This is a genomic window from Niveispirillum sp. SYP-B3756, from assembly GCF_009495745.1.
Lineage (GTDB): Bacteria > Pseudomonadota > Alphaproteobacteria > Azospirillales > Azospirillaceae > Niveispirillum.
Genome location: NZ_WIDQ01000002.1, coordinates 573483 through 597006 on the forward strand (window position 1 = coordinate 573483; position 23524 = coordinate 597006).

The 23524-nt window shown below is 64.9% G+C and carries 23 protein-coding genes; 11 read left to right on the forward strand and 12 right to left on the reverse strand.

Annotation, left to right across the window (positions count from 1 at the left end):
- Nucleotides 1-78: 78 nt before the first annotated feature.
- Nucleotides 79-1260, reverse strand: coding sequence for an MFS transporter (locus GE253_RS06430; RefSeq protein ID WP_247878503.1), 1182 nt, complete (start codon nt 1258-1260; stop codon nt 79-81).
- Nucleotides 1261-1359: 99 nt separating this feature from the next.
- On the opposite strand from GE253_RS06430, the gene GE253_RS06435 reads away from it, so the two are divergent.
- Complete coding sequence (locus GE253_RS06435; RefSeq protein ID WP_153203288.1) at nt 1360-2232, forward strand: LysR family transcriptional regulator; 873 nt, start codon at nt 1360-1362, stop codon at nt 2230-2232.
- 214 nt (nt 2233-2446) lie between these two features.
- Here the strand turns inward: GE253_RS06435 and GE253_RS06440 are convergent, their stop codons facing one another.
- Both GE253_RS06440 and GE253_RS06445 read right to left on the reverse strand, forming a co-directional pair.
- Nucleotides 2447-2884: a YkvA family protein gene (locus GE253_RS06440; protein WP_153203289.1), complete on the reverse strand. Its 438-nt coding sequence runs from the start codon at nt 2882-2884 to the stop codon at nt 2447-2449.
- A gap of 55 nt (nt 2885-2939) precedes the next feature.
- Nucleotides 2940-4136, reverse strand: coding sequence for a citrate synthase family protein (locus GE253_RS06445; RefSeq protein ID WP_153203290.1), 1197 nt, complete (start codon nt 4134-4136; stop codon nt 2940-2942).
- 90 nt (nt 4137-4226) lie between these two features.
- On the opposite strand from GE253_RS06445, the gene GE253_RS06450 reads away from it, so the two are divergent.
- Entirely contained in the window at nt 4227-5300 is a 1074-nt protein-coding gene (locus GE253_RS06450; protein WP_153203291.1) for a citrate synthase/methylcitrate synthase, read from the forward strand.
- Nucleotides 5301-5398: 98 nt separating this feature from the next.
- Nucleotides 5399-7186 (forward strand): di-heme-cytochrome C peroxidase, encoded by a 1788-nt coding sequence (locus tag GE253_RS06455; protein ID WP_153203292.1) that lies wholly within the window; start codon nt 5399-5401, stop codon nt 7184-7186.
- Between the two features lie 48 nt (nt 7187-7234).
- On the opposite strand, the gene GE253_RS06460 is transcribed toward GE253_RS06455, so the two are convergent.
- A complete protein-coding gene (locus tag GE253_RS06460; RefSeq protein WP_153203293.1) occupies nt 7235-8119 on the reverse strand; it encodes a LysR family transcriptional regulator in 885 nt (294 codons plus the stop codon).
- A 106-nt stretch (nt 8120-8225) separates the two neighbouring features.
- Between GE253_RS06460 and GE253_RS06465 the strand changes: the two genes are divergently transcribed.
- Genes GE253_RS06465 through pcaD form a run of 7 tightly spaced genes read left to right on the forward strand, consistent with a single transcriptional unit; the run spans nt 8226 to nt 14044 of the window.
- Nucleotides 8226-9371 (forward strand): muconate cycloisomerase family protein, encoded by a 1146-nt coding sequence (locus GE253_RS06465; protein WP_153203294.1) that lies wholly within the window; start codon nt 8226-8228, stop codon nt 9369-9371.
- A 14-nt stretch (nt 9372-9385) separates the two neighbouring features.
- Nucleotides 9386-9676 carry a muconolactone Delta-isomerase gene (catC, locus tag GE253_RS06470; RefSeq protein ID WP_153203295.1) on the forward strand — a complete coding sequence of 97 codons (291 nt, stop codon included), beginning with the start codon at nt 9386-9388 and terminating at the stop codon, nt 9674-9676.
- Nucleotides 9677-9730: 54 nt separating this feature from the next.
- Entirely contained in the window at nt 9731-10648 is a 918-nt protein-coding gene (catA, locus tag GE253_RS06475; protein WP_153203296.1) for a catechol 1,2-dioxygenase, read from the forward strand.
- Nucleotides 10649-10699: 51 nt separating this feature from the next.
- Entirely contained in the window at nt 10700-11413 is a 714-nt protein-coding gene (locus GE253_RS06480) for a CoA transferase subunit A (protein ID WP_153203297.1), read from the forward strand.
- Nucleotides 11413-12060: a 3-oxoacid CoA-transferase subunit B gene (locus tag GE253_RS06485; protein ID WP_153203298.1), complete on the forward strand. Its 648-nt coding sequence runs from the start codon at nt 11413-11415 to the stop codon at nt 12058-12060. The genes GE253_RS06480 and GE253_RS06485 overlap by 1 nt, the downstream gene beginning before the upstream one ends.
- Nucleotides 12057-13256: a 3-oxoadipyl-CoA thiolase gene (gene pcaF / locus GE253_RS06490; RefSeq protein ID WP_153203299.1), complete on the forward strand. Its 1200-nt coding sequence runs from the start codon at nt 12057-12059 to the stop codon at nt 13254-13256. The genes GE253_RS06485 and pcaF overlap by 4 nt, the downstream gene beginning before the upstream one ends.
- On the forward strand, nt 13253-14044 hold the full coding sequence (gene pcaD / locus GE253_RS06495; RefSeq protein ID WP_211101364.1) for a 3-oxoadipate enol-lactonase: 792 nt from the start codon (nt 13253-13255) through the stop codon (nt 14042-14044). The genes pcaF and pcaD overlap by 4 nt, the downstream gene beginning before the upstream one ends.
- 63 nt (nt 14045-14107) lie before the next feature.
- Here pcaD and GE253_RS06500 read toward each other — a convergent pair whose 3' ends face one another.
- From GE253_RS06500 to antA, 8 genes are all read right to left on the reverse strand, one after another.
- Entirely contained in the window at nt 14108-15094 is a 987-nt protein-coding gene (locus GE253_RS06500; protein ID WP_153203300.1) for a transporter, read from the reverse strand.
- Nucleotides 15095-15219: 125 nt separating this feature from the next.
- Entirely contained in the window at nt 15220-15741 is a 522-nt protein-coding gene (locus GE253_RS06505) for a flavin reductase family protein (RefSeq protein WP_153203301.1), read from the reverse strand.
- A gap of 16 nt (nt 15742-15757) precedes the next feature.
- On the reverse strand, nt 15758-16996 hold the full coding sequence (locus GE253_RS06510; RefSeq protein WP_153203302.1) for a styrene monooxygenase/indole monooxygenase family protein: 1239 nt from the start codon (nt 16994-16996) through the stop codon (nt 15758-15760).
- A 102-nt stretch (nt 16997-17098) separates the two neighbouring features.
- Nucleotides 17099-17884, reverse strand: coding sequence for an SDR family oxidoreductase (locus tag GE253_RS06515; RefSeq protein ID WP_153203303.1), 786 nt, complete (start codon nt 17882-17884; stop codon nt 17099-17101).
- Between the two features lie 16 nt (nt 17885-17900).
- Nucleotides 17901-19148, reverse strand: coding sequence for a dienelactone hydrolase family protein (locus GE253_RS06520; protein WP_153203304.1), 1248 nt, complete (start codon nt 19146-19148; stop codon nt 17901-17903).
- Between the two features lie 109 nt (nt 19149-19257).
- Complete coding sequence (gene antC, locus GE253_RS06525) at nt 19258-20280, reverse strand: anthranilate 1,2-dioxygenase electron transfer component AntC (RefSeq protein ID WP_153203305.1); 1023 nt, start codon at nt 20278-20280, stop codon at nt 19258-19260.
- Nucleotides 20281-20291: 11 nt separating this feature from the next.
- Complete coding sequence (gene antB / locus GE253_RS06530) at nt 20292-20783, reverse strand: anthranilate 1,2-dioxygenase small subunit (RefSeq protein WP_153203306.1); 492 nt, start codon at nt 20781-20783, stop codon at nt 20292-20294.
- Entirely contained in the window at nt 20780-22156 is a 1377-nt protein-coding gene (antA, locus tag GE253_RS06535; RefSeq protein WP_153203307.1) for an anthranilate 1,2-dioxygenase large subunit, read from the reverse strand. The genes antB and antA overlap by 4 nt, the downstream gene beginning before the upstream one ends.
- A gap of 319 nt (nt 22157-22475) precedes the next feature.
- On the opposite strand from antA, the gene GE253_RS06540 reads away from it, so the two are divergent.
- Nucleotides 22476-23519, forward strand: coding sequence for an AraC family transcriptional regulator (locus GE253_RS06540; RefSeq protein ID WP_153203308.1), 1044 nt, complete (start codon nt 22476-22478; stop codon nt 23517-23519).
- Nucleotides 23520-23524 lie beyond the last annotated feature (5 nt).

The window sequence follows — 23524 nt, forward strand, 5'->3', positions numbered from 1 at the left end:
CCCGGAATTGATCCGCCGCAAGGTGGCGGCGGATCGGGCCTGACATGGTCGCTGTCATCAGGGCCGGGAAGGCGTCTTTCACTTCCGCGCGGTCAATTGCGCCAACAGGGCCAGGAGCGACAGGCCCACACCCAGCAGGCTGACGCCCGCCCAGCCGGCCAGGGGCCAGAGCTGCATGGCGGCGGCCGAACCGAAGCCGCCCCCGATGAACATGGAGCCCATGAACAGCGTGTTCAGCCGGGCGCGGGCCTGCGGCCGCAGGGAGAAGACGATATGCTGGTTCGAAATCAGGGCCGCCTGCACCGCCAGATCCAGCACGATCACCCCCAGCACCAGCCCGGTCAGGCTCTGCCACAGGCCAAAGATCGTCCAGGCGGCCAGGGTCAGCGCGGCACCGGCGCGCACCACCGCCGCCGGCCCGCCCCGGTCGGCCAGCCGGCCGGACAGCGGGGCGGCCAGAATGCCCACCAGCCCCAGCACACCGAACAAGCCGGCGACATCGGCACCCAGCGCGTAATCCGGCTGTTGCAGGCGCAGGGCCAGCACGGTCCAGAACACGCTGAAGGCACCGAACATCAGAGCCTGGGTCAGGGCCGCCAGCCGCAGGGCCGGCAGTTCCAGCCACAGATGCAGCAGCGATTTCAGCATGGCTCCATAGCGCAGCCGGCCCTCTGCCGGGCTTTTCGGCAGGTGCAGGGCCATCCAGCCGGCCATGGCCAGCGCCACCGGCACAGCCAGCCAGAACATGGTGCGCCAACCGCCATGGCTGGCCACCAGCCCGGCGACGGTGCGGCTGAGCAGGATGCCCGTCAGCAGGCCGGACATCACCGTGCCCACCACCGCACCCCGCTTGTGTGCCGGGGCCAGATGGGCAGCAAAGGGCACGATCTGTTGCGCCACGGTGCTGAACAGTCCGATCAGCAGCGATGCCGCGATCAGCGTGCCGGCCCCCGGTGCCAGGGCCGCCCCCGCCAGCGCCAGCGCCAGGGCCAGAAAGGTGCCCACCACCAGGGCACGGCGTTCCAGCATGTCGGCCAGCGGCACCAGCAGGAACAGGCCGGCGGCATAACCCAACTGGGTCGCCGTGGGCACCAGACTGACGCCGCCGCCCAACTCCTGGCCGATCAGCCCCAGCATGGGCTGGTTATAATAGATATTGGCCGCCGCCACCCCGGCCCCCGCCGCCAGGGCAAAGGTCAGCGCCCGGTTCAGCGGCTGCGCCTGGGTGACAGGGCCGGCGGTCATTGCGTGGGTGTCCATGAAGATCACTCCGTTAGCGGTTCATGGACCACACTCTGGATTATCTCCTGAAATGGCGGTAGTTTGCAGGATTGATATGCCAGCCTATCGGAAAACGATATGATCAACCTTGCCGATGCCGAGGTTCTGGTGGAGGCCGTGGCCAGTGGCAGTTTGGCTGCTGCCGCCCGGCGGCTGGGTATTGCCCCCATGGTGGCCTCGCGCCGGCTGTCAGCGCTGGAGGCGGAATTGGGTGTGCGGCTGGTTCACCGCACCACGCGCGCCCTGTCGCTGACCACGGCGGGGGAGGCATTTCTCCCCCATGCCCGCGCCCTGCTGGAGGGGGCGGCCGGCGCGCGCGATGCCGTGCGGCCGGAGGCGCTGGGCGCATCGGGCCTGCTGCGGGTCAGTGCTTCCAGCGCCTTTGCCCGCAAGGTGATTGCCCCGTTGTTGCCGCCCTTCCTGGCGGCCCATCCAGCCTTGCGGATGGAACTGGTGGTGACTGACCTGCGGCTGGATCTGGCGGCCGACGGGGTGGATCTGGCGATCCGTGTCGGCAAGCCGCTGGAAAACAGCCAGATGGCCCGCCGGCTGGGGGACAGCACGCGCCAGCTTTTCGCGTCCCCCGCCTATCTGGCAGCACGCGGTTGCCCGCGCCGTCTGACCGATCTCGCCCGGCATGATTGCCTGATCCAGACCAGCCTGCCTTACTGGGATTTTGTCACCGACGGGCGGGTGCTGCACCATCGGATGGAGGGGCGGTTGACCGCCAACAGCATTGATGCCGTGCAGGCCGCCTGTATCGCCGGGGCCGGCATCGCCTGCATGGCGGCATGGAACGCGGCGCAGGAGGTGGCGGCGGGGGCGCTGGTACCGGTGGAGCTGGCCGATGCGGTGGTGGAGCCCTGGGGCATCTGGGCCATCACCCCCAGCCCAAGACTGATCCCGCCCAAGGTACGGCTGTTCATCGCCGCCTTGCAGGAGAGGCTATAATACCAAAAGCCATTCCCTCAGTGTCTGTTTGAAATTTTTTCGTTTATTATCAATTCATTACTTTATCTTCACCGTCACCCCGGCGAAGGCCGGGGTCCAGAATCACAGGCGCCTTGCTTCACGAAACTGGACCCCGGCCTTCGCCGGGGTGACGGTGATACGGAATCTTAAATCGCGTAAGAGCTTGAAAAAAGAAAGCTTTCCGGACAGACACTCAGTTCTCAATCACTGGTCCGGCCTGGATTTCCGCTTCGTCCGTCGGGCTGACCTTGTGGCTCACCAGCCAGGCGCGGGCCTGATCCTGGTGGCGGGGCAGGACGGCGCCACTGACAGCCCGCAAGGCCAACAACAACACAGCCGCATCATCGGTGAAACCCAGCCCGACGATGAAATCGGGGATGACATCCACCGGCATGATAAAATAGGCCAAGGCCCCCATCAGGATGGCTTTGGCGCGGAACGGCGTTGCCGGGTCGGTGGCGGCATAGAAGGTGGCGATCAGCTTTTCCGCAAAGGGAATGCGAGCAAGGTTATCACGCAGCTTGCCCCAGAAGCGGGCCAGCACCAGCTTGCTGTCGCGCACCAGCTTCTGCGGATCGACGCGCAACGCCTCCTCGGCGGCCTCATCCATCTCGGGTGTCTGTTCGGGCATCCATCGTCTCCCTTCCCCGTTTCATATGTGGTCCGGGATGGGCGATGCCAAGCCGTCACCCTGGGCGGATACCGGTGTAACGCGCCCGTGGCCGGATCAGCACGGGCGAGCGCACCTGTTCCAGCAGATGCGCCATCCAGCCGACGGTGCGCCCCACGGTGAACAGGATCAGCGGGGCGGTGGGCGGCAGGCCCAGTCGGTCGGCCAGCAGCACCAGGGCAAAATCGATGGTGGGGGGCAGGCCGGCAATCTCCTTGCCGGCGCGGGCCAGTTCCAGCGCACGGCCCAGCCGCTGGTCCTGTGGCCAGGCCTGTTTCATCCGGCGCAGCAGCCAGTGCGCCCTGATGTCCCCCTCCGGATAAAGCGGGTGGCCAAAGCCATGCGCTTCCTCCCCCCGTGCCAGCAGGGCGGCCAGGGCCTGGGCGGGCATCTCGGGACCATCCAGCAGACGGGGCAGCAGGGCCGCCACCAGTCCCGTCGCCCCACCGTGGCGGGGGCCGCGCAAGGCGCCGATCCCGGCCGATATACAGGCATAGGGGTTGGCCCCGGTGGAGGCAACGCAGCGCACGGTGAAGGCGGACGCGTTCAGCTCATGATCCGCGCACAGCACCAGCGTGGCGCGGATCAGCGCCTGTGCTGTTGCCTCCCGCATGTCCCAGGCGTCGGCCAGCATCTGGTGCAGCGGCTGGCGGGTTGGTTCGGTCCCGGTCAGCACCGCGCCGGTCAGCCGCAGGATGCGCGCCCCGGTGCGGGCCAGCCCCGCCGGGGTACGGTTCACCGCCTTCAAATCCGCCGCCCCCGCCAGCGGTAACAGGATCAGCAGCCGGTCCAGCGGGTCCATCGCGGCGGGCAACTGCGCGGCCAGTGCCGGCAGGGGCATCGGCGCCTCCCCGGCGAAGGCATCTTCTGCGCACTCCCACAACAGGCCGGCGACAGTTTCCAGGCTGGCTTCCTGCGCCAGGGCCGTGGCGTCGCGGCCCCGATAATAAAGCCCACCACCGGTGATCAGGGTGATGGACGATTCCAGCACGGGGGCCCCCCAGTCCAGCGCCCGGTCGGGCGTGGCGTCGGCGGGGCGGTCGCGGCGGGCCACCAGCGCGTGCACATCATCGGCCCGGTAAAGCCGCGTCCGCCCGCCGCCCGTCGCCTCCGACCGGATCAGGCCGCGGCTGACATAGGCGTAAAGCGTGGCGAGGCTGACGCCCAGCTCGGCGGCAGCTTCCTTGGCGCTCAGGGTCAGGGGATTGTTCATGATATATTGATCAACTCAATCAAGATTGACCATATATGCACGCTCCCCCGACACTGTCCAGCGATCAAGGTTTCATTGTTGGAGGATGTCATGAATATCGGTCTGGATGGTGTGGTGGCGGCGGAAACGGTGTTGAGCCATGTTGATGGCGCCGCCGGGGTGCTGGTGCTGCGCGGTCTGCCGGTGGAGCGCGCGGCAGCCAGCCTGGATTTCGAAGGGGTGACAGCACTGCTCTGGCGCGGCTTCCACCCGCTGGCCGATCAGGGCGAGGCCAGTATCCGCCAGCATCTGGGCCGGGCGCGGCTGACGGCCTGGGCGCTGGTGCCCCGGCTGCTGCCGGGTACGCAGGGGCTGACCCCGGTGGAGGGGTTGCGGCTGATGCTGTCTGGTCTGCCCGACGCCATGGAAGAGGATGCCGCCATTCTGGTGACGGCGGCGGTGCCCGTCTTCATCGCTGCCCAGCACCGCCAGTCGCAGGGGCTGGCCCCGGTGGCGCCGGATGCCAGCCGGGGCCATGCGGCGGATTTCCTGCGCATGGTGACGGGGGAACCGGTCGACGCGGCGCTTGCCCGCGCCCTGGATACCTATCTGGTCACGGTCAGCGACCATGGGCTGAACGCCTCTACCTTCGCCGCGCGTATCGTGGCATCCACCCGCGCCGGCATGGTGTCCAGCATTGTGGCAGGGCTCTGCGCCCTGAAAGGCCCGCTGCATGGCGGCGCGCCGGGGCCGGTTTTGGATATGCTGGATGCGGTGGGCGATGCCGGCAATGCCGGCCCCTGGGTGGCGGGTGAACTGGCGGCGGGTCGCCGGTTGATGGGCTTTGGCCACCGTATTTACCGGGTGCGTGACCCCAGGGCGGAGGTGCTGAAGGCGGCCGTCCGCCGGCTGTCCAGCCCGCGTATCCAACTGGCTGAACAGGTGGAGGCGGCGGCCATCGCCGCCCTGCGCCAGCACCGGCCCGACCGGCCGCTGGAAACCAATGTCGAATTCTATACCGCCCTGCTGCTGGATGCGGTTGGCCTGCCGCGCGACCTGTTCACCCCCGTTTTCGCCATGGGCAGGGTGGCCGGTTGGGCGGCGCATGTGATGGAGCAGGAGGCCACCGGCCGCCTGATGCGCCCGCAATCGCGCTATATCGGCCCGGTTGCGGTGGCCGCCTGACCGCCTATCCCCCGCTCCCGCTTAGCGATTTTAATTCCGCTACAAAACAACCTGTGGCATAGGTTGTTCGGATAGAAATCCGCTGTGAGGGGGAAAAGATGCGGGCATGGGGGAAGATGTTGCTGGCCGGGGCTGCCTTGTCAGTCCTGGCCGGTTGCGGAGGGGAATTGCCGGATCGCCCGGTGGAGAAGGTGGTCTGGGCTGAACAGGGGTGGAGCGCGGAGGACCGCGACTTCTATGATTACACCGCCCAGGGTACGGTGATCGCGCCCGTCTCCTGGTTTATGGCCCTGGAGCGCCCCTTCAGCAGCGACAAATTGTCGGACAGCGGCTTCCTGTCCCAGCTGGGTTTCCTGCCGCAGGCGGTGACCCAGCGCAACCCGCTGGGTCTTCCCGTTGGTTTTGCCGTGCATAGTGACCAGGGGCCGCCCAAGGATAAGGGGATGGGGCCGGTGGTGGGCTTCACCTGTGCCGCCTGCCATACGGGGCAGCTCAGCTACAAGGGTACGGCCTTCCGGGTCAGTGGCGGGCAGGCGGGGGCCGATGTTACCGGCTTTTCCAGCGCCTTTGGCCTGACGCTGATCGAAACCTATTACAACCCCTTCAAATGGCGGCGCTTTGCCAAATCGGTGCTGGGCGACCGGTACGAGGATGAGGGGGCCTATACCGTTCTGAAGGCGGCCTTCAAGGCCGCCGCGCATAAGGCCATCGCCACCGTCTGGTACGGCTTCACCAAGGATATCTACCCCACCAAGGAAGGTTTCACCCGGCTGGACGCGCTGGGCCGCATTGGCAATACGGTGTTCGGCGATGACCTGCATCAGCCGGAAAATTATCGCACCGCCGATGCGCCGGTGAACTTCCCCTATCTGTGGGACATCTGGAAGTTCGACTGGGTGCAGTATAATGGCTCCGTGCATCAGCCCATGGCCCGCAATGTCGGGGAAGCCTTGGGCGTGCGGGCGCGCACCAATTTCGTCACCGTCAACGGGGATCCGATTCCCCAGCCGGACAACTGGGATAGCTCCATCCCGGTGACGAATTTGAAGGATATTGAGGAACGGCTGTGGCATCTGACCGCGCCGAAATGGCCGGCGGCGATCTTCGGCGCCTATGATCAGGCCAAGGCCGAACAGGGCCGCGCTCTGTTTGAAGAAAATTGTTCCCACTGCCATGCCCCGCGCCCGATCAAGGAAGGCCAGAACGAGAAGGCGAAATGGGCGGTCACCATGGTGCCGCTGGAACGGATCGGCACAGACCCGACGGCCGCCGGCAACTTCGCCGACACGGTGGTCGATCCCACGAAACTGACCGGCAAACCCGGTGATATCGATCCGGCAACGGGGCTTTATGTGGTGACCACTGGGGTCAAGGATCGCGCCTATGATCTGCTGGGTCTGAATGAACAGCAGCGTCAGGATTATGATGGATTCGGCCGGGAAAACCTTGTTCGCGCCCCCTGCGCCTACAAGGCCCGGCCGCTGGATGGCGTTTGGGCGACCCCGCCCTATCTGCATAACGGGGCCATACCCAATGTCTATGAACTGCTGAGCCCGCTGGCTGAACGCTCCAAAAGCTTCTGGCTGGGCAATTATGAATATGACCCGGCAACGCTCGGTTACGTCACCACCAAGATCAAGGGCGGGTTCGAGTTGGAGACGAACAAGACCGGCAATGCCAATAGCGGTCACCTGTTCAGCGACAAGACCGGTCCCGGCATCATCGGCCGCGCCCTGTCGCCCGAGGAGCGCCGGGCCATCATTGAATATCTGAAGGCCATGGACGACATGCCGCCGACCCCGCTGGAGCCGGTGGATGCCAATTGGGGTGACAGCTATGCCTGCCAGTCGCAAGCAAAATGGTGGGAAAAACTGACCAAGGGTTGATCAGCAGTGCGGGCGCCGGTTTGCCCGGTGCCCGCCTCCCGACCATAATCAGGTCTGGTAATTGGCCTGCATCACCTTGCGGAAGGTCTGCACCAGGGGGGAGGCTTCATCCTTGCGGTAATTGATGATGATGGGGGATGTCGCCTTCTGGCGCAGCGGCCGATAGGCGACATCCCTTCTTTCCAGCCGCTGCACCGATTGCGGCACAATGCAGATGCCGGCCTCCGCCGCCACCAGGCCGATGGCCGTCTGTAACTCCCGCACCTCATGCGAGGTGGGGTAAAGCGCATGGTCGTGGAACAGGGCCAGCACCTGATCGGCGTAGGACGGGCGTAGTTCGCGCGGATAGATGATCACCGGGTCGCGCGCCAGCTCGGCCAGATCCAGCGGGCCGTCCTGTGCCAGTGCCGGATGGCCCTGCGGCAAGGCGGCGACCAGCGGTTCCTCCAGCAGCACTTCGCGCCGCAAGGCGGGTTCATCGAAGCGGATGCGGCCGACGCCGATATCGATCTCCCCATTCTTCAAGGCGCCGATCTGCTCCACACTCATCATCTCCACCAGCCGCAGGTCGATATTGGGCAGGGCGGTGCGGAAATCGCGCAGGACGGAGGGCAGCCGGCCATAGATGACCGATGGCACGAAGCCGACGGTGAAGCGCACCTTCTCGCTCGACCGCAACCGGCGCATCATCAGCCGCAGATCATCCATTCGCTGCGTCACCAGTTGGGCCTGTTCGTGGAAGATCTGCCCGGCCGGGGTCAGTGCCAGGGGCCGGCTGTCGCGGTCGAACAGGGCCATGCCCAGTTCCGCCTCCAATTGCTGGATCTGCCGGCTCAACGGTGGCTGCGCCATATGCAACCGGTCGGCGGCACGGGTGAAATTGCGTTCTGCTGCAACGGCCAGAAAATAGCGCAGGTGCCGGAGATCGATCATTTCCATACTCTGTAGGTATCATCAGGGACCGAGATAGTCTTTCAAGGCGCGGCTGGCAACCGTTACCGTCTTGAAAGAAAGAAACGGGAATAACCCTGGAAGCGCCATGTCCAAGATCGTCTCCATCGATACCTGTCTGGTTGACCTGCCCACCATCCGCCCGCATGTGCTGGCGATGGCGACGATGCAGGTGCAGACCCTGGTGATCGTGCGCATCCGTACCCAGGATGGGGTTGAAGGGATCGGGGAGGCGACCACCATCGGTGGCCTGTCCTATGGTCCGGAAAGCCCGGAAGGCATCAAGCTGACGCTTGACCATTATATCACGCCGCTGCTGCTGGGGCATGATGCTTCCCGGCCGGCGCTGCTGATGGATCTGGTGGGCAAGCTGGTGGTCGGCAACCATTTCGCCAAATGCGCGGTGGAAACGGCCCTGCTGGATGCCGCCGCCCGCCGGGCCGGCCTGCCGCTGTCGGACCTGCTGGGCGGGCGGCGGCGCGACAGCCTGCCGGTGGCCTGGACCCTGGCCAGTGGTGACACGGGCAAGGATATTGAGGAGGCGGAGCGGATGCTGGCCGCCCGCCGCCACAACATCTTCAAGCTGAAGATCGGCAAGCGCGCTGTGGCGGCTGATGCCGCCCATGTCGCCGCCATCAAGGCCGCCCTGGGCGACCGGGCCAGCGTGCGGGTGGATGTGAACCAGGCCTGGGACGAACCGACCGCAGCCCGTGGCATGGCCCTGCTGGAACAGGCCGGCTGCGATCTGGTGGAACAGCCGGTGGCGGGGCATTTGCGGGGCGCCATGGCGCGCCTGTCGCAGCGTTTCACGCTGGCCGTGATGGCCGATGAAGGGTTGACCGGGCCCGCCAGCGCCTTTGCCCATGCGGCAGAGGCGGCGGCCGATGTGTTTTCGGTGAAAATCCAGCAATCGGGCGGGCTTTACGGTGCAGCGCGCGTCGGGGCCATCGCCGATGCGGCGGGGATCGGCCTCTATGGCGGCACCATGCTGGAAGGCGGGGTGGCGACGGCAGCATCCGCGCACCTGTTCGCCTGCTTCCCGCAGCTCTCCTATCAGACGGAACTGTTCGGCCCCCTGCTGCTGGTGGAGGATATTCTGGCCGAGCCGCTGACCTATGCCGATTTCGCCCTGACGGTGCCAACCGGCCCCGGCCTGGGCATCCGCCTGGATGAGGACAAGCTGTCCTTCCATCGCCGCGACGCCGACCGGCCGCGGCACCACATCCTTTCCTGATCAGGGGTGGCCTTATGCTTTTCCATGTCCGTATGGATGTGCGCTTGCCGCACGATCTGGCGCCCGAACGCGCCGATGAATTGAAACAGGTGGAGCGCGCCCGCGCGCAGGAGCTTCAGCGCCAGGGCAAGTGGCGCCACCTTTGGCGGATCGCCGGGCACTATGCCAATGTCAGCATCTTCGACGTGGCCGATGCCCAGGAACTGCACGATCTGTTGAGCACGCTGCCGCTCTTCCCCTTCATGGAAATCACGGTGACGGCACTGTGCCGGCACCCATCCTCCATCCATGCCGATGAGCGTTGATACCGTTTCCGTCACAATCAAGCAGAGCGCCCAAGCGCGCCAGGGAGAGGAAAGATGACCCAGCGTTTCGTGGACCAGGCCGATGTGCAGGCATTGCTGGACAAGTTGAGCGGCCAGGATCAGCCCCGGGGCGATGCAAGGCTGAAGGCGATCATCCGCCGCATCGTCGGTGACCTGTTCGCCACCATCGATGAATTTGACATCAGCGACGATGAATTCTGGGCGGCGATGAATTTCGCCATTGCCGGTTCGCGGGAATTCGGCCTGTGGGCTGCCGGGCTGGGCATTGAGCGTTTTCTGGATATGCGGGCCGACGCCAAGGATGCGGCGGCCGGCATTGCCGGGGGCACGCCGCGCACCATCGAAGGCCCGCTCTATGTCTCCGGTGCGCCGGTTTCCACCGGCTTTGCCCGGCTGGATGATGGCAGCGAACAGGGCGAAACCCTGCTGATGCATGGCACCGTCCGTGACGCGGATGGCAAGCCGGTCGAAGGGGCGACGGTGGAAGTCTGGCACGCCAACCGGCTGGGCAACTATTCCTTCTTCGACAAAAGCCAGAGCGATTTCAACCTGCGCCGCACCATCGTGACAGGGCCGGACGGGCGCTACGCCTTCAGCTCCATCGTGCCGTCGGGCTATGCCTGCCCGCCGGGCGGGTCGACGGAGGCCATCCTTCAGGCGATTGGCCGCCATGGCTGCCGCCCCGCCCATATCCATTTCTTCGTCTCTGCCGAGGGGCAGCGCCATCTGACCACGCAGATCAATATCGATGGCGATCCCTATCTGCATGATGATTTCGCCTATGCCACCCGTGACGAACTGATCCCGCCGGTCACCCGGCGCGATGCCGGGGCCGAGGCCCATGGCATCCAGGGTGCCTATGCCGAAATCGCCTTTGATTTCGTGCTGCACCCGGCGCGGGACACGGCGGAAACCGCTGCGTCCAGCCGCGCCCGCGTCCAGGCTGCCTGATCCATAGCCACAGCCCCGGCAGCCCCCTGGCTGCCGGGGAAGGAGAGCGGAATGTCCCGCAAGATCCATGCCTCGCCAGCCTCTGCGCTGGACGGGGTGCTGTTTGACGGCATGACCATCATGTCGGGCGGGTTCGGCCTGTCCGGCAATCCGGAAAGCCTGATCCCGGTGATCCGCACCGCCGGCGTGCGCGACCTGACGGTGATTTCCAACAATTGCGGGGCGGATGGTTTCGGCCTCTGGCAATTGCTGAATAATGGCCAGATCGCCAAGATGATCTCCTCCTATGTGGGGGAGAACAAGCTGTTCGAGCAGCTCTATATGTCGGGCGAGCTGCAACTGGAACTGAACCCGCAGGGCACGCTGGCCGAACGTATCCGGGCCGGCGGGGCCGGCATTCCTGCCTTTTATACCCCCACGGGTGTCGGCACCGTGGTGGCCGAGGGCAAGCCGGTGGAGGTTTTTGAGGGGCGACGTTACGTGCGCGAGACCTGGCTGCGTGCCGATCTTGCCATCGTCAAGGCCTGGAAGGCCGATCCGGAGGGCAATCTGGTCTTCCGCAAGACGGCGCGCAATTTCAATCCCGTCATGGCCACGGCAGGCAAGGTGACGGTGGCGGAGGTGGAGGAGATTGTGCCGGCAGGCGCCATCGACCCCGACCATGTGCACACGCCCGGCATCTATGTCGACCGGGTCGTGCTGTCCACCGTCAATGAAAAGCGGATCGAAAAGCTGACCACCCGCCCCCGGCCGGAGGAAGCCTGATGCCCTGGACCCGTGACGAGATGGCGGCCCGTGCCGCTCGTGAATTGCAGGATGGGTTTTACGTCAATCTGGGGATCGGCATCCCGACCCTGGTGGCCAACCACATCCCGCCCGGCATCGATGTGGTGCTGCAATCGGAAAATGGCATGTTGGGCATGGGGCCGTTTCCCTATCCCGATCAGGTCGATCCCGACCTGATCAATGCCGGCAAGCAGACCATCACCCAATTGCCGACGTCCAGCTTTTTCAGCAGTGCCGACAGTTTCGCCATGATCCGGGGCGGCCATGTCGATCTGACCGTGCTGGGCGCCATGGAAGTTTCGGCCAATGGCGATATCGCCAACTGGACCATTCCCGGCAAGATGCTGAAAGGCATGGGCGGGGCCATGGATCTGGTGTCCGGTGTGCGCCGCGTGGTGGCCGTGCTGGAGCATGTCAGCAAGAACAACGAACCCAAGGTGCTGGAACGCTGCACCCTGCCGCTGACCGGCGCCGGGGTGGTGGACCTGATCATCACCGACCTGTGCGTTTTCGCCTGTGACAAGGAAAAGGGCGGCCTGACCCTGCTGGAACTGGCCCCCGGTGTGACACTGGACGCGGTGCGGGCCAGGACGGCCGCCCCCTTCACCGAAAGGCTGACAGCATGAGTGAAGCCTTCATCTGCGACGCTGTGCGCACCCCCATCGGCCGCTATGCCGGCGCGCTTTCCGGTGTGCGGGCCGATGATCTGGCGGCCATTTCGTTGCGCGCACTGCTGGCGCGGGCCGGGATCGATCCGGCCGCCATCGATGATGTCATCCTGGGCTGCGCCAATCAGGCCGGCGAGGATAACCGCAATGTCGCCCGCATGGCGGCGCTGCTGGCGGGCTGGCCGGTATCGGTGGGCGGCACCACGGTCAACCGGCTCTGCGCCTCGGGCCTGCAGGCGGTGGGCGATGCCGCCCGCGCCATCCGGTCGGGCGATGCTGACCTGATTGTGGCCGGCGGGGTGGAAAGCATGAGCCGGGCGCCCTTTGTGCTGCCCAAGGCCGAAACGGCCTTCAGCCGCAACACCAGCATCCAGGACACCACCATCGGCTGGCGCTTCATCAACCCGGCCATGGCGGCTAGCCATGGCGTCGACACGATGCCGGAGACGGGGGAGAATGTGGCGCAGGACCACGCCATTTCCCGCGCGGATCAGGATGCCTTCGCGCTGCGCAGCCAGCAGCGGGCCGCCGCCGCCCAGGCTGCCGGCTTCTTCGCAGCGGAGATCACCCAAGTCACCATCGCCGGCCGCAAGGGGGAACTGGTGATCGACCGGGATGAACATCCACGGCCGGAAACCGACGCCGCGGCCCTGGCGAAGCTGAAACCCGTAGTGCGGCCGGATGGTACGGTGACGGCGGGCAATGCCTCGGGCGTCAATGACGGGGCGGCCGCCCTGCTGATCGCGGGGGAGGTGGGGGTGAAGACCCATGGGCTGCGCCCGCGCGCCCGCATCCTGGGCATGGCCAGCGCCGGCGTGCCGCCGCGCGTCATGGGTATCGGCCCGGTGCCGGCCACACAGAAGCTGTTGGCCCGGCTGGGCCTGACCATTGATCGCTTTGATGCCATCGAACTGAACGAAGCCTTTGCGTCCCAGTCGCTGGCGGTGCTGCGCGGGCTGGGGCTGCCGGATGATGCGCCGCAGGTCAATGCCATGGGCGGGGCCATCGCGCTGGGCCACCCGCTGGGCATGTCCGGTGCCCGGCTGGTGCAGACGCTGGTGCATCGGCTGGAGGTCGAGGGCGGCCGTTACGGTCTGGCGACCCTGTGTGTCGGGGTGGGCCAGGGCCTGTCCCTGGCGGTGGAGCGGGTATGATGCAGGACCGTTCATTTCTGATCCTGCGGGATGGTTGCCGACTGGCCTATCGTTTTGATGGGCCAGCGGAGGCCCCGGTGCTGCTGCTGTCCAATTCGTTGGGCACGGACCTTGGCATGTGGGATGCACAGATGCCGGCCCTGTGCCAGCGCTTCCGGGTGCTGCGTTATGACAGCCGGGGTCATGGTGCCTCTGCCGCACCGCCGGGTGCCTATTCCATGGACCGGCTGGGCTGCGATGTGCTGGAACTGCTGGGCGCGCTGGGCCTGGACAAGGTCGATTTCTGCGGCCTGTCCAAGGGTGGCATGGTTGGCCAATGGCTGGGCTGGCGGGCACCGGACAGGTTCCGCCGGCTGGTGCTTGCCAACACGGCGGCCTTTATGGGGCCGCCGGAGAACTGGCAGAAACGCATCGATAGCGTGCTGCGTGACGGGATGGGGCCGCTGGCAGAGGCATCGCTGGCCCGCTGGTTCACGCCGGGCTTCATCGCGGCCGGATCGCCGGCGCTGGCGGCGATCCGTTCCATGCTGCTGGCCAATGATCCGGTGGGCTATGCCGGTTGCTGTGCGGCCATCCGCGATATGGACCAGCGCCGCCTGCTTTCCTTGATCGATCTGCCCACTCTGATCATCGGCGGTAGCCACGATCCGGCCACGCCGATGGCCGAAGCGCGTTTCCTGCGGGACCATCTGCCCCAGGGCCGGTTGGTGGAGCTGGCGGCCGCCCATCTATCGAACGTCGAACAACCGGCGGGCTTTACGGCAGCGTTGCTGGATTTTCTGGGCTGACGCGTATTCTTGCAGGATGAAAAAGGGGGCATCGGCTTGGCCGATGCCCCCTTTTTCTGAAGATCAGAAGGAGAAGGCCGCCTTCAGCCAGAAGCGGTCGCCTTGGGGCATATTCTCCGCCACAAATTCATGCTGCCAGGCGCCGATGAACTGGATACCGTTCCAGGCATAGCGCACGCCGGGGCCAAAGGCGAACAACTGTCCACGATTGCCATCCAGGGCGGTTTGCAGGATGGCGTTGGCGGCAGCATTGCCCTTGATCTCATCATCCTCAATCTGCTTCACCCAATAACCCTGGGCGCCGATTTCAAAGGACTGGCTGATATTATAGCCGATGGCAAAATCGGCGGCGATTTCGTCACCCGAACGGTAATCCGCCCCGGTCGGGTTGATGCCACTGAAGGCGCCATCCTTGTTGGTGTAATTGTGATTATAGCGGGCCTTGATCGACAGATCGACCGGCCCGGCCAGATAGGTGACGGAGAAGACGCCGCTGAGGCTGGTATAGTTGCGGCCGACATTGGCCAGCGCTGTGCGCTTGTAAGAACCGGTGGGCACCGTCAGTTCCGGGGCCAGCACCATGTTCAGCGCCCCCAGATGCCAGGTGAGATAGACCGGGTCCAGCATGATGTCGCCGAAGCCGAAATCGCTGTCCTTCATCCCGTTGACGGAAACGCTCAGGTTCACCAGCGGCACGATGGCCTGGGTGCCCAGATTGCCCCCCAGGACTTTGACATCATTGAAGATATAGCCAAAGCGCGCGATATAGGCCGTGGCATCCAGATCAAATTTCTTCACCGCCGGATTGCGGTCACCATTGCCGTCATTCAGGCGGCTGGCGCTGTACCAGTTCAGATGGCTGACCAGATAGCCCCCACCTTGCGGCGGGGTGAAGCCGGCGAAAAAGCTCTCCGCCCCGGTCGGGTCATGGCTGCCACCACCTTCGCCGGCCATGGCGGGGCCGGCCAGCGACAATGCCAGCAGGCTGCCACCGCACAGCAGGCGGCGGACGGTGGGGACAAAACGCGAAATCTCTCTCTGTTCCATCATATTGGCTTCCTTCTTTATTTGGGGGTGAAGGTGGGTGGCCCTTCTGCGGGGCCGTTGGGATGTGGGGGACCGTTCCCGCACCCTGGGCGGGTGCGGGGGGTATCGATTTTGATGCAGGGGATGGGTCAGGCCGCGCGGGCCGGGTGCGGGGCGCTGCTGCGATATTGGCCGGCATGGAACAGCAGGGGCGCCCCGCCGGCCAGATCGAACCGTTCGATCCGGCCGATGAAGATTACATGGTCGCCGGCTTCCACCCTGTCGTGCTGGCGGCAAAGCAGGGTGGCCAGGGTGCCGTGCAGCACCGGCACGCCTTCCGTCGTCTCCCCATGCGCCACACCGGCGAACTTGTCGGCGGACGGGGTGGCGAAATGCTGTGACAGGCTATTCTGTTCCTCCGCCAGCACATGGATGGCGAAATGCTCGGCCGTCAGAAAGTCCCGCATACTGGGGGCGTTGTTGCCCAGACACCAGAGCACCAGCGGCGGGTCCAGCGAGACGGAGGTGAAGGAATTGGCCGTCAGCCCCACCTTGCGCCCGTCGGCGGCGCGGGTGGTGACGATGGTGACCCCGGTGGCGAACTGGCCCAGCAGGGAACGCAGGGCCCGCCGGTCATCGGCGGGCACGGGTTGCAAGTGGTTGGCGGACATTGCTCCTCTCCCCCGATCAGGCGGCGCGCGGCAGGGTGCGGCCCAGCAGGGCTTCGCTGGCGGCAGGGTCGAACCACCAGGGATGGAAGCGGCGCGGATCATCAAAGCCATTGCTGATCAGCGACGCCAGTTCCGGCGCGCCGGTGGCGCTGGCCAGCAGCTTCAGCACATGCGGCGGCGGCGGGGTCAGCAGGCTGTTGGTCCAGCTCACCACATGCTGGGCATAGGCCCAGAAATTCTCGAACGTGGCGTTCATCCAGGCCGCATTGAAGGGCTTGGCCCCACGCGCCAGAATGGCATCCAGATAGACCTTGCCGGCCTTGGCGGCGTTATTGGCCCCCTGGCCGGTGATCGGGTCATTCACCACCACGGCATCACCCACGCCAAAGACCAGCCGGCCGGACGGCAGGGTCAGCACCGGTTCGCGCACCGTGGGCGGGAAGCGGCCGGACAGGATGCCCTTGGCGTCGGTCAGGGCGATGTTGCGGCAGCGCTCCGCCTCCCAGGGGATATATTTCTCCAGAATGCCCAGGCTGGTTTCCAGATGCTGTTCGGGGGAGGTGATGCCCTGCCAGCAATCCATCGGGCCGCCGGGAATGCCCTCGAACACCATGATTTCGCAGGGGCCGGACAGGGTCAGGGCCGGGAAGACGAAATATTCACCGATGCCGGGGATCAGGTTGAAATTCACCCGCGAATAGTCCGGCATCGGCGTCATGCCGGTCACATAGGTCAGCGCCAGGGCCCGCATCGGCTGGTCGAAGCTGCTGCGCGCAGCGTCACGCTTGAACTGGCGCACCACCTCGCCCTTGCCGGCGGCCAGCAGCACCAGATCATGTTCGGCGGCGAGCACCTCCAGTTCGGCGATGCCGACATCCTGGATGCGCAGTTCCGCCCCCCGGCGCACGATCTCATCAATCCAGACGGGCATCTTCAGGCGCTGATCGACCGACTGCGCCTTCTTGTCCAGCCGGGCCGCCCAGGCGAACAGGATTTCGCCGAACGCTTCCGGATTGACGGCGTTCAGGCCGATCCCTTCCACCGGCGGGCAGGTATCTTCCCAGAAATTCAGGCCCAACTCCCGCTCGATCTCCAGCGAGGCATCGAACATGCACTGGCTGGAGGTGACATTCCCGGCGCGGATATCTTCGGCGGCGCGGTTGGTGACCAGGGTGACGTCGTAATTGCGGGCCAACAGGCCGGCGGCGATCAGCAGACCGGCCTGTCCGGCCCCGACAATGGCGATACGGCGCATGGGGGTAACTCCTTGATGAAGGAAGATGCAGAAGGCGAGGGGAGGGGGTTGACGGCCCGCATTGCGGGCCGCCTGAAGCCAGATCAATCAGGGACAGGTGTATTATTCCGCCAGACGCGGAATGGCGGGCTTGTTGCCCTCCGGCCCCATGGCGGAATAGCCGCCATCGACGGCGTAATCCGCCCCGGTCACGAAGCTGGCGGCGGGCGACAGCAGGAACAGCACGACATTGGCCACCTCTGCCGGATCGCCCAGACGGCCCAGCAGGTGGAAATCGGCGGCCACGCGGTCAGCCTTGGCCCGGTCACCGCCGGAGACTTCCGAAATCACCCGCGACCATGTCCAGCCGGGGGAGACGGAATTGACCCGCACCCCGTCGGGGGCGAAATCCATCGCCATGCTGCGGGTCAATTGCAGGATTGCCGCCTTGGAGACGGGATAGAGCCAGCGCCCCGTCTGCGCCACGCCGGAGGAGATGGAGGTGAAATTCACCACCGCCCCCTTGCGCGCCTTCAGATCGGGATAGGCGGCCTGGGTCAGCGCCACCAGGGAGACGAGGTTGATATCCAGTGCCGTCAGCCATTCCGCCCGCGGGGAGGCAAAGCCGTTATCCAGATAGGAGCAGGCAAGATTGACCAGCAGATCGACGCCGCCAAACCGGTCCCGCACAGCCGCCACCGCCTGGGCGATGGCGGCATCCTGGGTCAGATCAACCGGCATGAACAGCACGCGGGGGCCGATATCGCGGGCGATGCTTTCGCCGGCCGGGTTGATATCAAAAATGGCGACCTGGGCACCGGCATCGGCCAGGGCCTTGACGACAGCGGCCCCGATCAGGGTGGCACCACCGCTGACAATGGCGGTCTTGCCCTTGAAAGTAAGTTCCATGGCCTGATCCTCCTGATCAATCAACCGGCTTGCCTGCGCTGGTGGGCCAGCTTGGCATCAGACTGTTGGAAGGAAGGCTCTCATCGCGCAGCTTGTGCGCCGTCTCGGCCCCGGCTACGGGCAGGCCGGCGGGGTTCAGCAGGCCGATCTGCACCAGCACGCTGGCCTGATCCCAGTAGATATGTTCGTGATAGAGCTTGGAACCGCGGAACTTCACCACCCCCAGCATGGGGATTTCCACATATTTGCCGGTCGGCGCCACGCCGGGCAGCAGCCAGTCAATCTCCCGATCATGGGTGAAGCAGAGGATGAATTCATCCACCACCTGCGAGGCGCCAACCGTGCGGGAAATCGGTTCCAGCCGCATGTCGGCCGGATTGTTATGGATGAAATGGTGGCGGTAGAAGCGGCTTAACTGCTTGTACCCCACGCCGCCCGTCATGGTGGGGATGTGGTTGACATAGGGTTCGGCCACCATGGTTGCCATGGTATCGGGCACGTTGCGGGTGTCGAACTCATGCCGCACATGTTCGTCCCACAGGGCGGACAGGTTGTAATGCGGGCCGATGACCGGGCGCAGGGCGGTGATGCTGCGTTCATGCGCCAGCAGGGCGGCGGCCCGGTTGTAATGATCGCCGGCGGGGCGGGCAAAGGCATGGTCCACGCCGGGATAGACGAAGATTTCGACCTTGGGATTGCCGGCGGCGGCGGCCTGGATTGCCGCGCGCGCTGGGGCCGGGCAATAGGCATCCTCGCCGGCGATATGCAGCACCAGCCGGCCCTTCAGCCCGGCCAGCCGATCCAGCGCCTTTTCAATCCCGACGCCGTAATAGCCGATGGCGATATCCACGCCCGGCACGTCGCAGGCGGCCAGATAGGCCAGCTTGCCCCCCAGGCAGTAACCGATCACCCCCAGCCCATCGCCGGACCAGCCGGGCAGGCCGCGCAGATGGGCGGCCGTATCGGCGATATCGCGCAGGGCCGCCTGTTCATCAAAGGCCTGATAGAGCGTGAAGGCCCGGTCGAAATCAGCCGGCGTGTAGCCCAGATCCACGCCCGGCTGCTGGCGCCAGTAAAGATCGGGCACCAGCACGGTATAGCCTTCCTCGGCCAACTGGTCGGCCAGGGTGCGCATGGCGGCATTGACGCCGAAAATCTCCTGACACAGCACGATGCCGGGGCCGCGCCCATCGGCCGCGACGGCCAGATAGGCGGTGAATGTGCCATCCGCCCCGGTAATTTCCACGAAGTGACCCGTACCCATGTCCTGCTCCTGTTGAATTTATTTTGTCCAGCTTGCGGGAAGCTGCCTTGTCAGGCTATCCGCCCAGCGCAGCCTTTATCCGCGCAGCGCAGGGAAATGCATTTTTTGTTCAGCCCACCCCGCTGGCCAGGAATTTCTCGAAATACAGCTTATGGTCGGGGTGGGCGTGGCGGTCCAGCCAGCCCCGCACGCTGTCCACCATCGGCGGCGGACCGCAGACATAGATATCGGCGGCGCGGTTGGCGAAGAAACCGGGATCGAAATGATCGGTGACATAGCCACTCAGCCCCGCATAATTTTCCGGCGGCTGGGTGATGACTGTTACGAAGTCGAAATCAGCCAGCCTTTCCTTCAGCGCTTCCAGCCGATCGCCGGCGCAGAGATCATCCACCCGGTTGACCCCGTAATAAAGCCGGATGGGCGGCATGGGCTGGGTGCTGTCCGCCATCTCTTCCAGCATTCCCAGGAACGCGGCCAGCCCCGTACCGCCGGCGGCCAGCACCAGGGGACGTTCCACCTGACGCAGGAAGAAGCTGCCGAAGGGCGCTTCCAGGGACAGTTCCACGCCCGGCCGGCATTCATCGGCCAGAAACCGTCCCATCAACCCGCCCGGCAGCAGCCGGATCAGGAACTGCAGCCGGTTTTCCGCATTGGGCCGGTTGGCGAAGGAATAGGCCCGCGTCTGCGTCCAGCCCGCTGCCGAGAGGCGGGCATATTGGCCGGGCAGAAAGTCCAGCTGCGGCCCGGCCACCTGCACCGACAGGATGACGGTTTCCGCCGATACCCGCTCCACCCCGGTCACCACGGCCCGGCGCGGGGCTTCGGCGGCGACCTGGCACAGGCGGGAAGGGATGTCGAAGCTGAAGGCCGCGTCGGACGTCACCCGCGTCTGGCAGGCCAGCACGGCGCGGGCGGCCAGATCGGCTTCGCTCAGCGTTTCCTCATCCACATAATCCAGGGCGTAGGTGCCACTGTCGCAGCGGCCCCGGCAGGTGCCGCATACGCCTTCCCGGCAATCCACCGGCAGGGAAATGCCGTGTCGCATGGCGGCATCCAGCAGCAATTCCCCGGGCCGGGCGCTGGCGAACACGGTCTTGCCGTCGGCAAAATTGATGGCGAGCCTGTGTGTCATGCTGCCCCCCATCACAGATGGTAGAAATCAAGGACGGAATTGATGGTGTCGTTCAGCAGCAGCACATGCTTGCGCAGGATACGCCAGTCATCGCCCTCGGCCCGCAGATGATAGGTTGCATGGCCATAGAACTGCTCGCTGTTGCCCAAACGGTGATACAGCGTGTGCCAGTTCGCCTTGACCTCCAGCCGATCATCGGCCAGCGGGGCGATGCGGACATTGCTGATCTGGTGCAGGGTGCGCGGCATGGGCGTGCAGGCGGCGGATTTGCCGGTGCGGATGCGGAAAACGCGGTCTTCCAGCCCGGCCCGGCTGCTGTAATAAATCAGTGACATGCCCGTGCGCGGGTCACGGGTATAGTCATGCTCGCTGTCCCATTGCGGCAGATGGAATTCCGCCGCCGGGTCGAACAGCGCCAGATAGGCGTCCCAGTCCTGGGCGTCGCACAGGGCGGATTTACGGTACAGGAACTGTTCGATGCGATATTGCAGTTCGGGGGTCATGCCTGCTGCTCCTGCTTCTTGGCCAGACCGTTCAGCATGAAGCGCTGCCAGTTGGCGTGCTGGTTGACGTAAAGCCCTTCATGGGTGAATTCCTGGCCCGTCAGGGTGGGGCGGATGCCCAGCGTTTCGCTGTGCCGGCTGGGGCCTTCGACCCAGCGGCCAGCACCACGGGAAATATCGTTCCAGCGTTCCAGCCGGGCCTGGAAGCCGCGCTGCGCCTCGCGGAATTCCACCAGATCGTCCGGCGTGCCCATGCCGGAGACATTGAAGAAATCCTCAAACTGGCGGATGCGGTTTTCCCGGTCGCTGGGGCTTTCGCCCTTGACGCCGATACACTGGCTGATGATTTCCGTCTTGTTCCAGGCCACCGGGCGGATGATGCGCAACTGGGAACTGATCTGATCCATGAAGAACAGGCTGGGATACAGGTTCAGATTGCGCAGCCGGTGCATCATCCATTCTGCCCGCGCCTGCCCATGGTCGGCCAGCAGGCGCGGCATCACCGTGGCATAGCCGGGACGGACGCTGGGGTTGGGCATGTCGCTGAACAGCAGCGAATGGCCATTATGGAAGGAGAACCAGCCATCATCGGTGGCGGCATCGCCGGCCCCCAGCTTGCTGTAATCCAGCGTTTCGGTAACAGCGCCGCTGGCGGCATTCACCTGATGGCGGTGCTGCACCGTGGCAACGTAATTATAATGCACGGTGCTGACATGATAGCCGTCCAGCCCGTTCTCGCACTGTAATTTCCAGTTGCCGTCATAGCTGTAGGTGGAACGGCCCGGCAGCACTTCCAGCTCCCCGGTGGGGGATTGCGCCACCATCATGTCCAGGAAGATGCGGGCATCGCCCAGATAGTCTTCCAGCGTGTCGGTGGCCGTCGTGTCCAGGCTGATGAAGACGAAACCGCGATAGCTGGCGATGCGCGCCTTTTTCAGGCCGCGCGCATTCTTGTCGAAATCCTCGGGATATTCGCCCGGTGCCTTCACCTTCACCAACCGCCCGTCAGACCGGTAGGTCCAGGCATGGAAGGGGCAGGCGAAGGTAGATTGCTTGCCCTTGCAGACCCGCGTCAGCGTGGTGCCACGATGCTGGCAGGCATTGACCAGGGCGTGCAGGGCCCCGTCGGCGCCACGGGTGATGATCATCGGCTGGCGGCCGGCCCGCATGGTGATGAAATCATGCGGGTTGGCGATTTCGCTCTCGTGACAGGCGTAAATCCAGTTCTTCTCGAAGATCAGTTCCATTTCGAGATCGAACAGGTCGGGTTCGGTGAAGATATCACGCGCCACCCGATATATGCCGTCCTGCGGACGGAAATCGAGGCAGCCGGTGATATATTCCTGCCATTGCGGTACGCTGCGGGGGTTCATCGGGCCTTCCTTCCAAAAAAGGGATGGCCCATGACGCCGTATCCGGCCCCGCCGCTCTAGCCGCTTTTCCCGAAATGCTGGCCGCTTTTTCCGCCTGTCCGGATTCCGCAGGTAAAAGCTGTCATACTTGCGCAATCTGGATAGCCGGGACCGACAGGTGCGGCATAATCGGTGTTATACTAATCTGCCAAGGGATTGCCCCTTGGCAGATTGGAGGCTGGCGACCGCCAGCCCTGCACTGAGGGAACATGAAATCTGCCTTGGTCGGTCACGATCGAGGCAGATTGGTATTATTAATTCCTGGTGTGGAGTGACGACCATGAAGACGACGGAACTGGCCATCGCCCATCACCAGATCGAACCAGCCCGGCAATGGATGAGCCGGATCTGCGGTCCGCATGATCTTGCCGCCCGTCAGGGCGGGTTGCTGGAGTTCCGGCACGAGGCGGTGCGCTTTCCCGATCTGGGCACAGTGATCGGCCGCATCCGTTATGGCACGGATGTCACCATAGGCGTTCGGCGGGGGGAGCATTTCGAATCCTTCAGCCTCAGCCTGCCGCTGGTGGGGCGGCAGTCGTTGCATTGTACCGGCGAAAACCATCTGTCCGATGTGCGCCGGGGGTTGATCGTCGGTCCCGACAGCGACCAGAATCTGGACATGGCCGAAGGCTGCCGGAAATTACAGGTGATCATCCCGCGCAAGGCATTGCATCGCGTGGCGGAAAACCTGTTGAGCCGCCCGGTCACCCAGCCAATCCGTTTTGATCCCATGATGGATCTGGGCCGTCCGGTAGTGACAGCTTGGTGGCAGATGGTGCGCCAGACACTGGAGGGCTGGGGGCATCTGGCCGCCCTGTGCCAGATGCCGGCCATGGCGGCCGATCTGGAGATGATGCTGATCAAAGGGCTGTTGCTGGCCCAGCCCAACAACCTGTCGCCCGCCCTGGACCCGGCCCTGGCCTCTGACTGTCCAGATTTCGTCTGGCGGGTGGAACGCTATCTCAACCAGCATTTACAGGATGATATCGATCTGGCGGATATCGAGGTGGTGGCCGGCGTTTCCCGCCAGAAGCTGTACGATGCGTTCCACACCTGGCGCGGCTGCACGCCGCTGGCCTATCTGAAGCGCCGCCGGCTGGAGGCGGCACGGCAGATGATTTTGGACAGCCCGCGCTCTGGTCGCACCGTGGCGTCCATCGCGCTTTCCTGGGGCTTCAACCATTTCGGCCGTTTCGCCAATGCCTATAAGGAGGCGTTTGGCGAACTGCCCTCTGAGACCGCGCTGCGCCGCCGCGAGGGGGAGGAGATCGGCGACCCCCGTTCCCGCGTGATGGAGGGGGATTCCCCGAAGCGGCGCTTATAATCCTG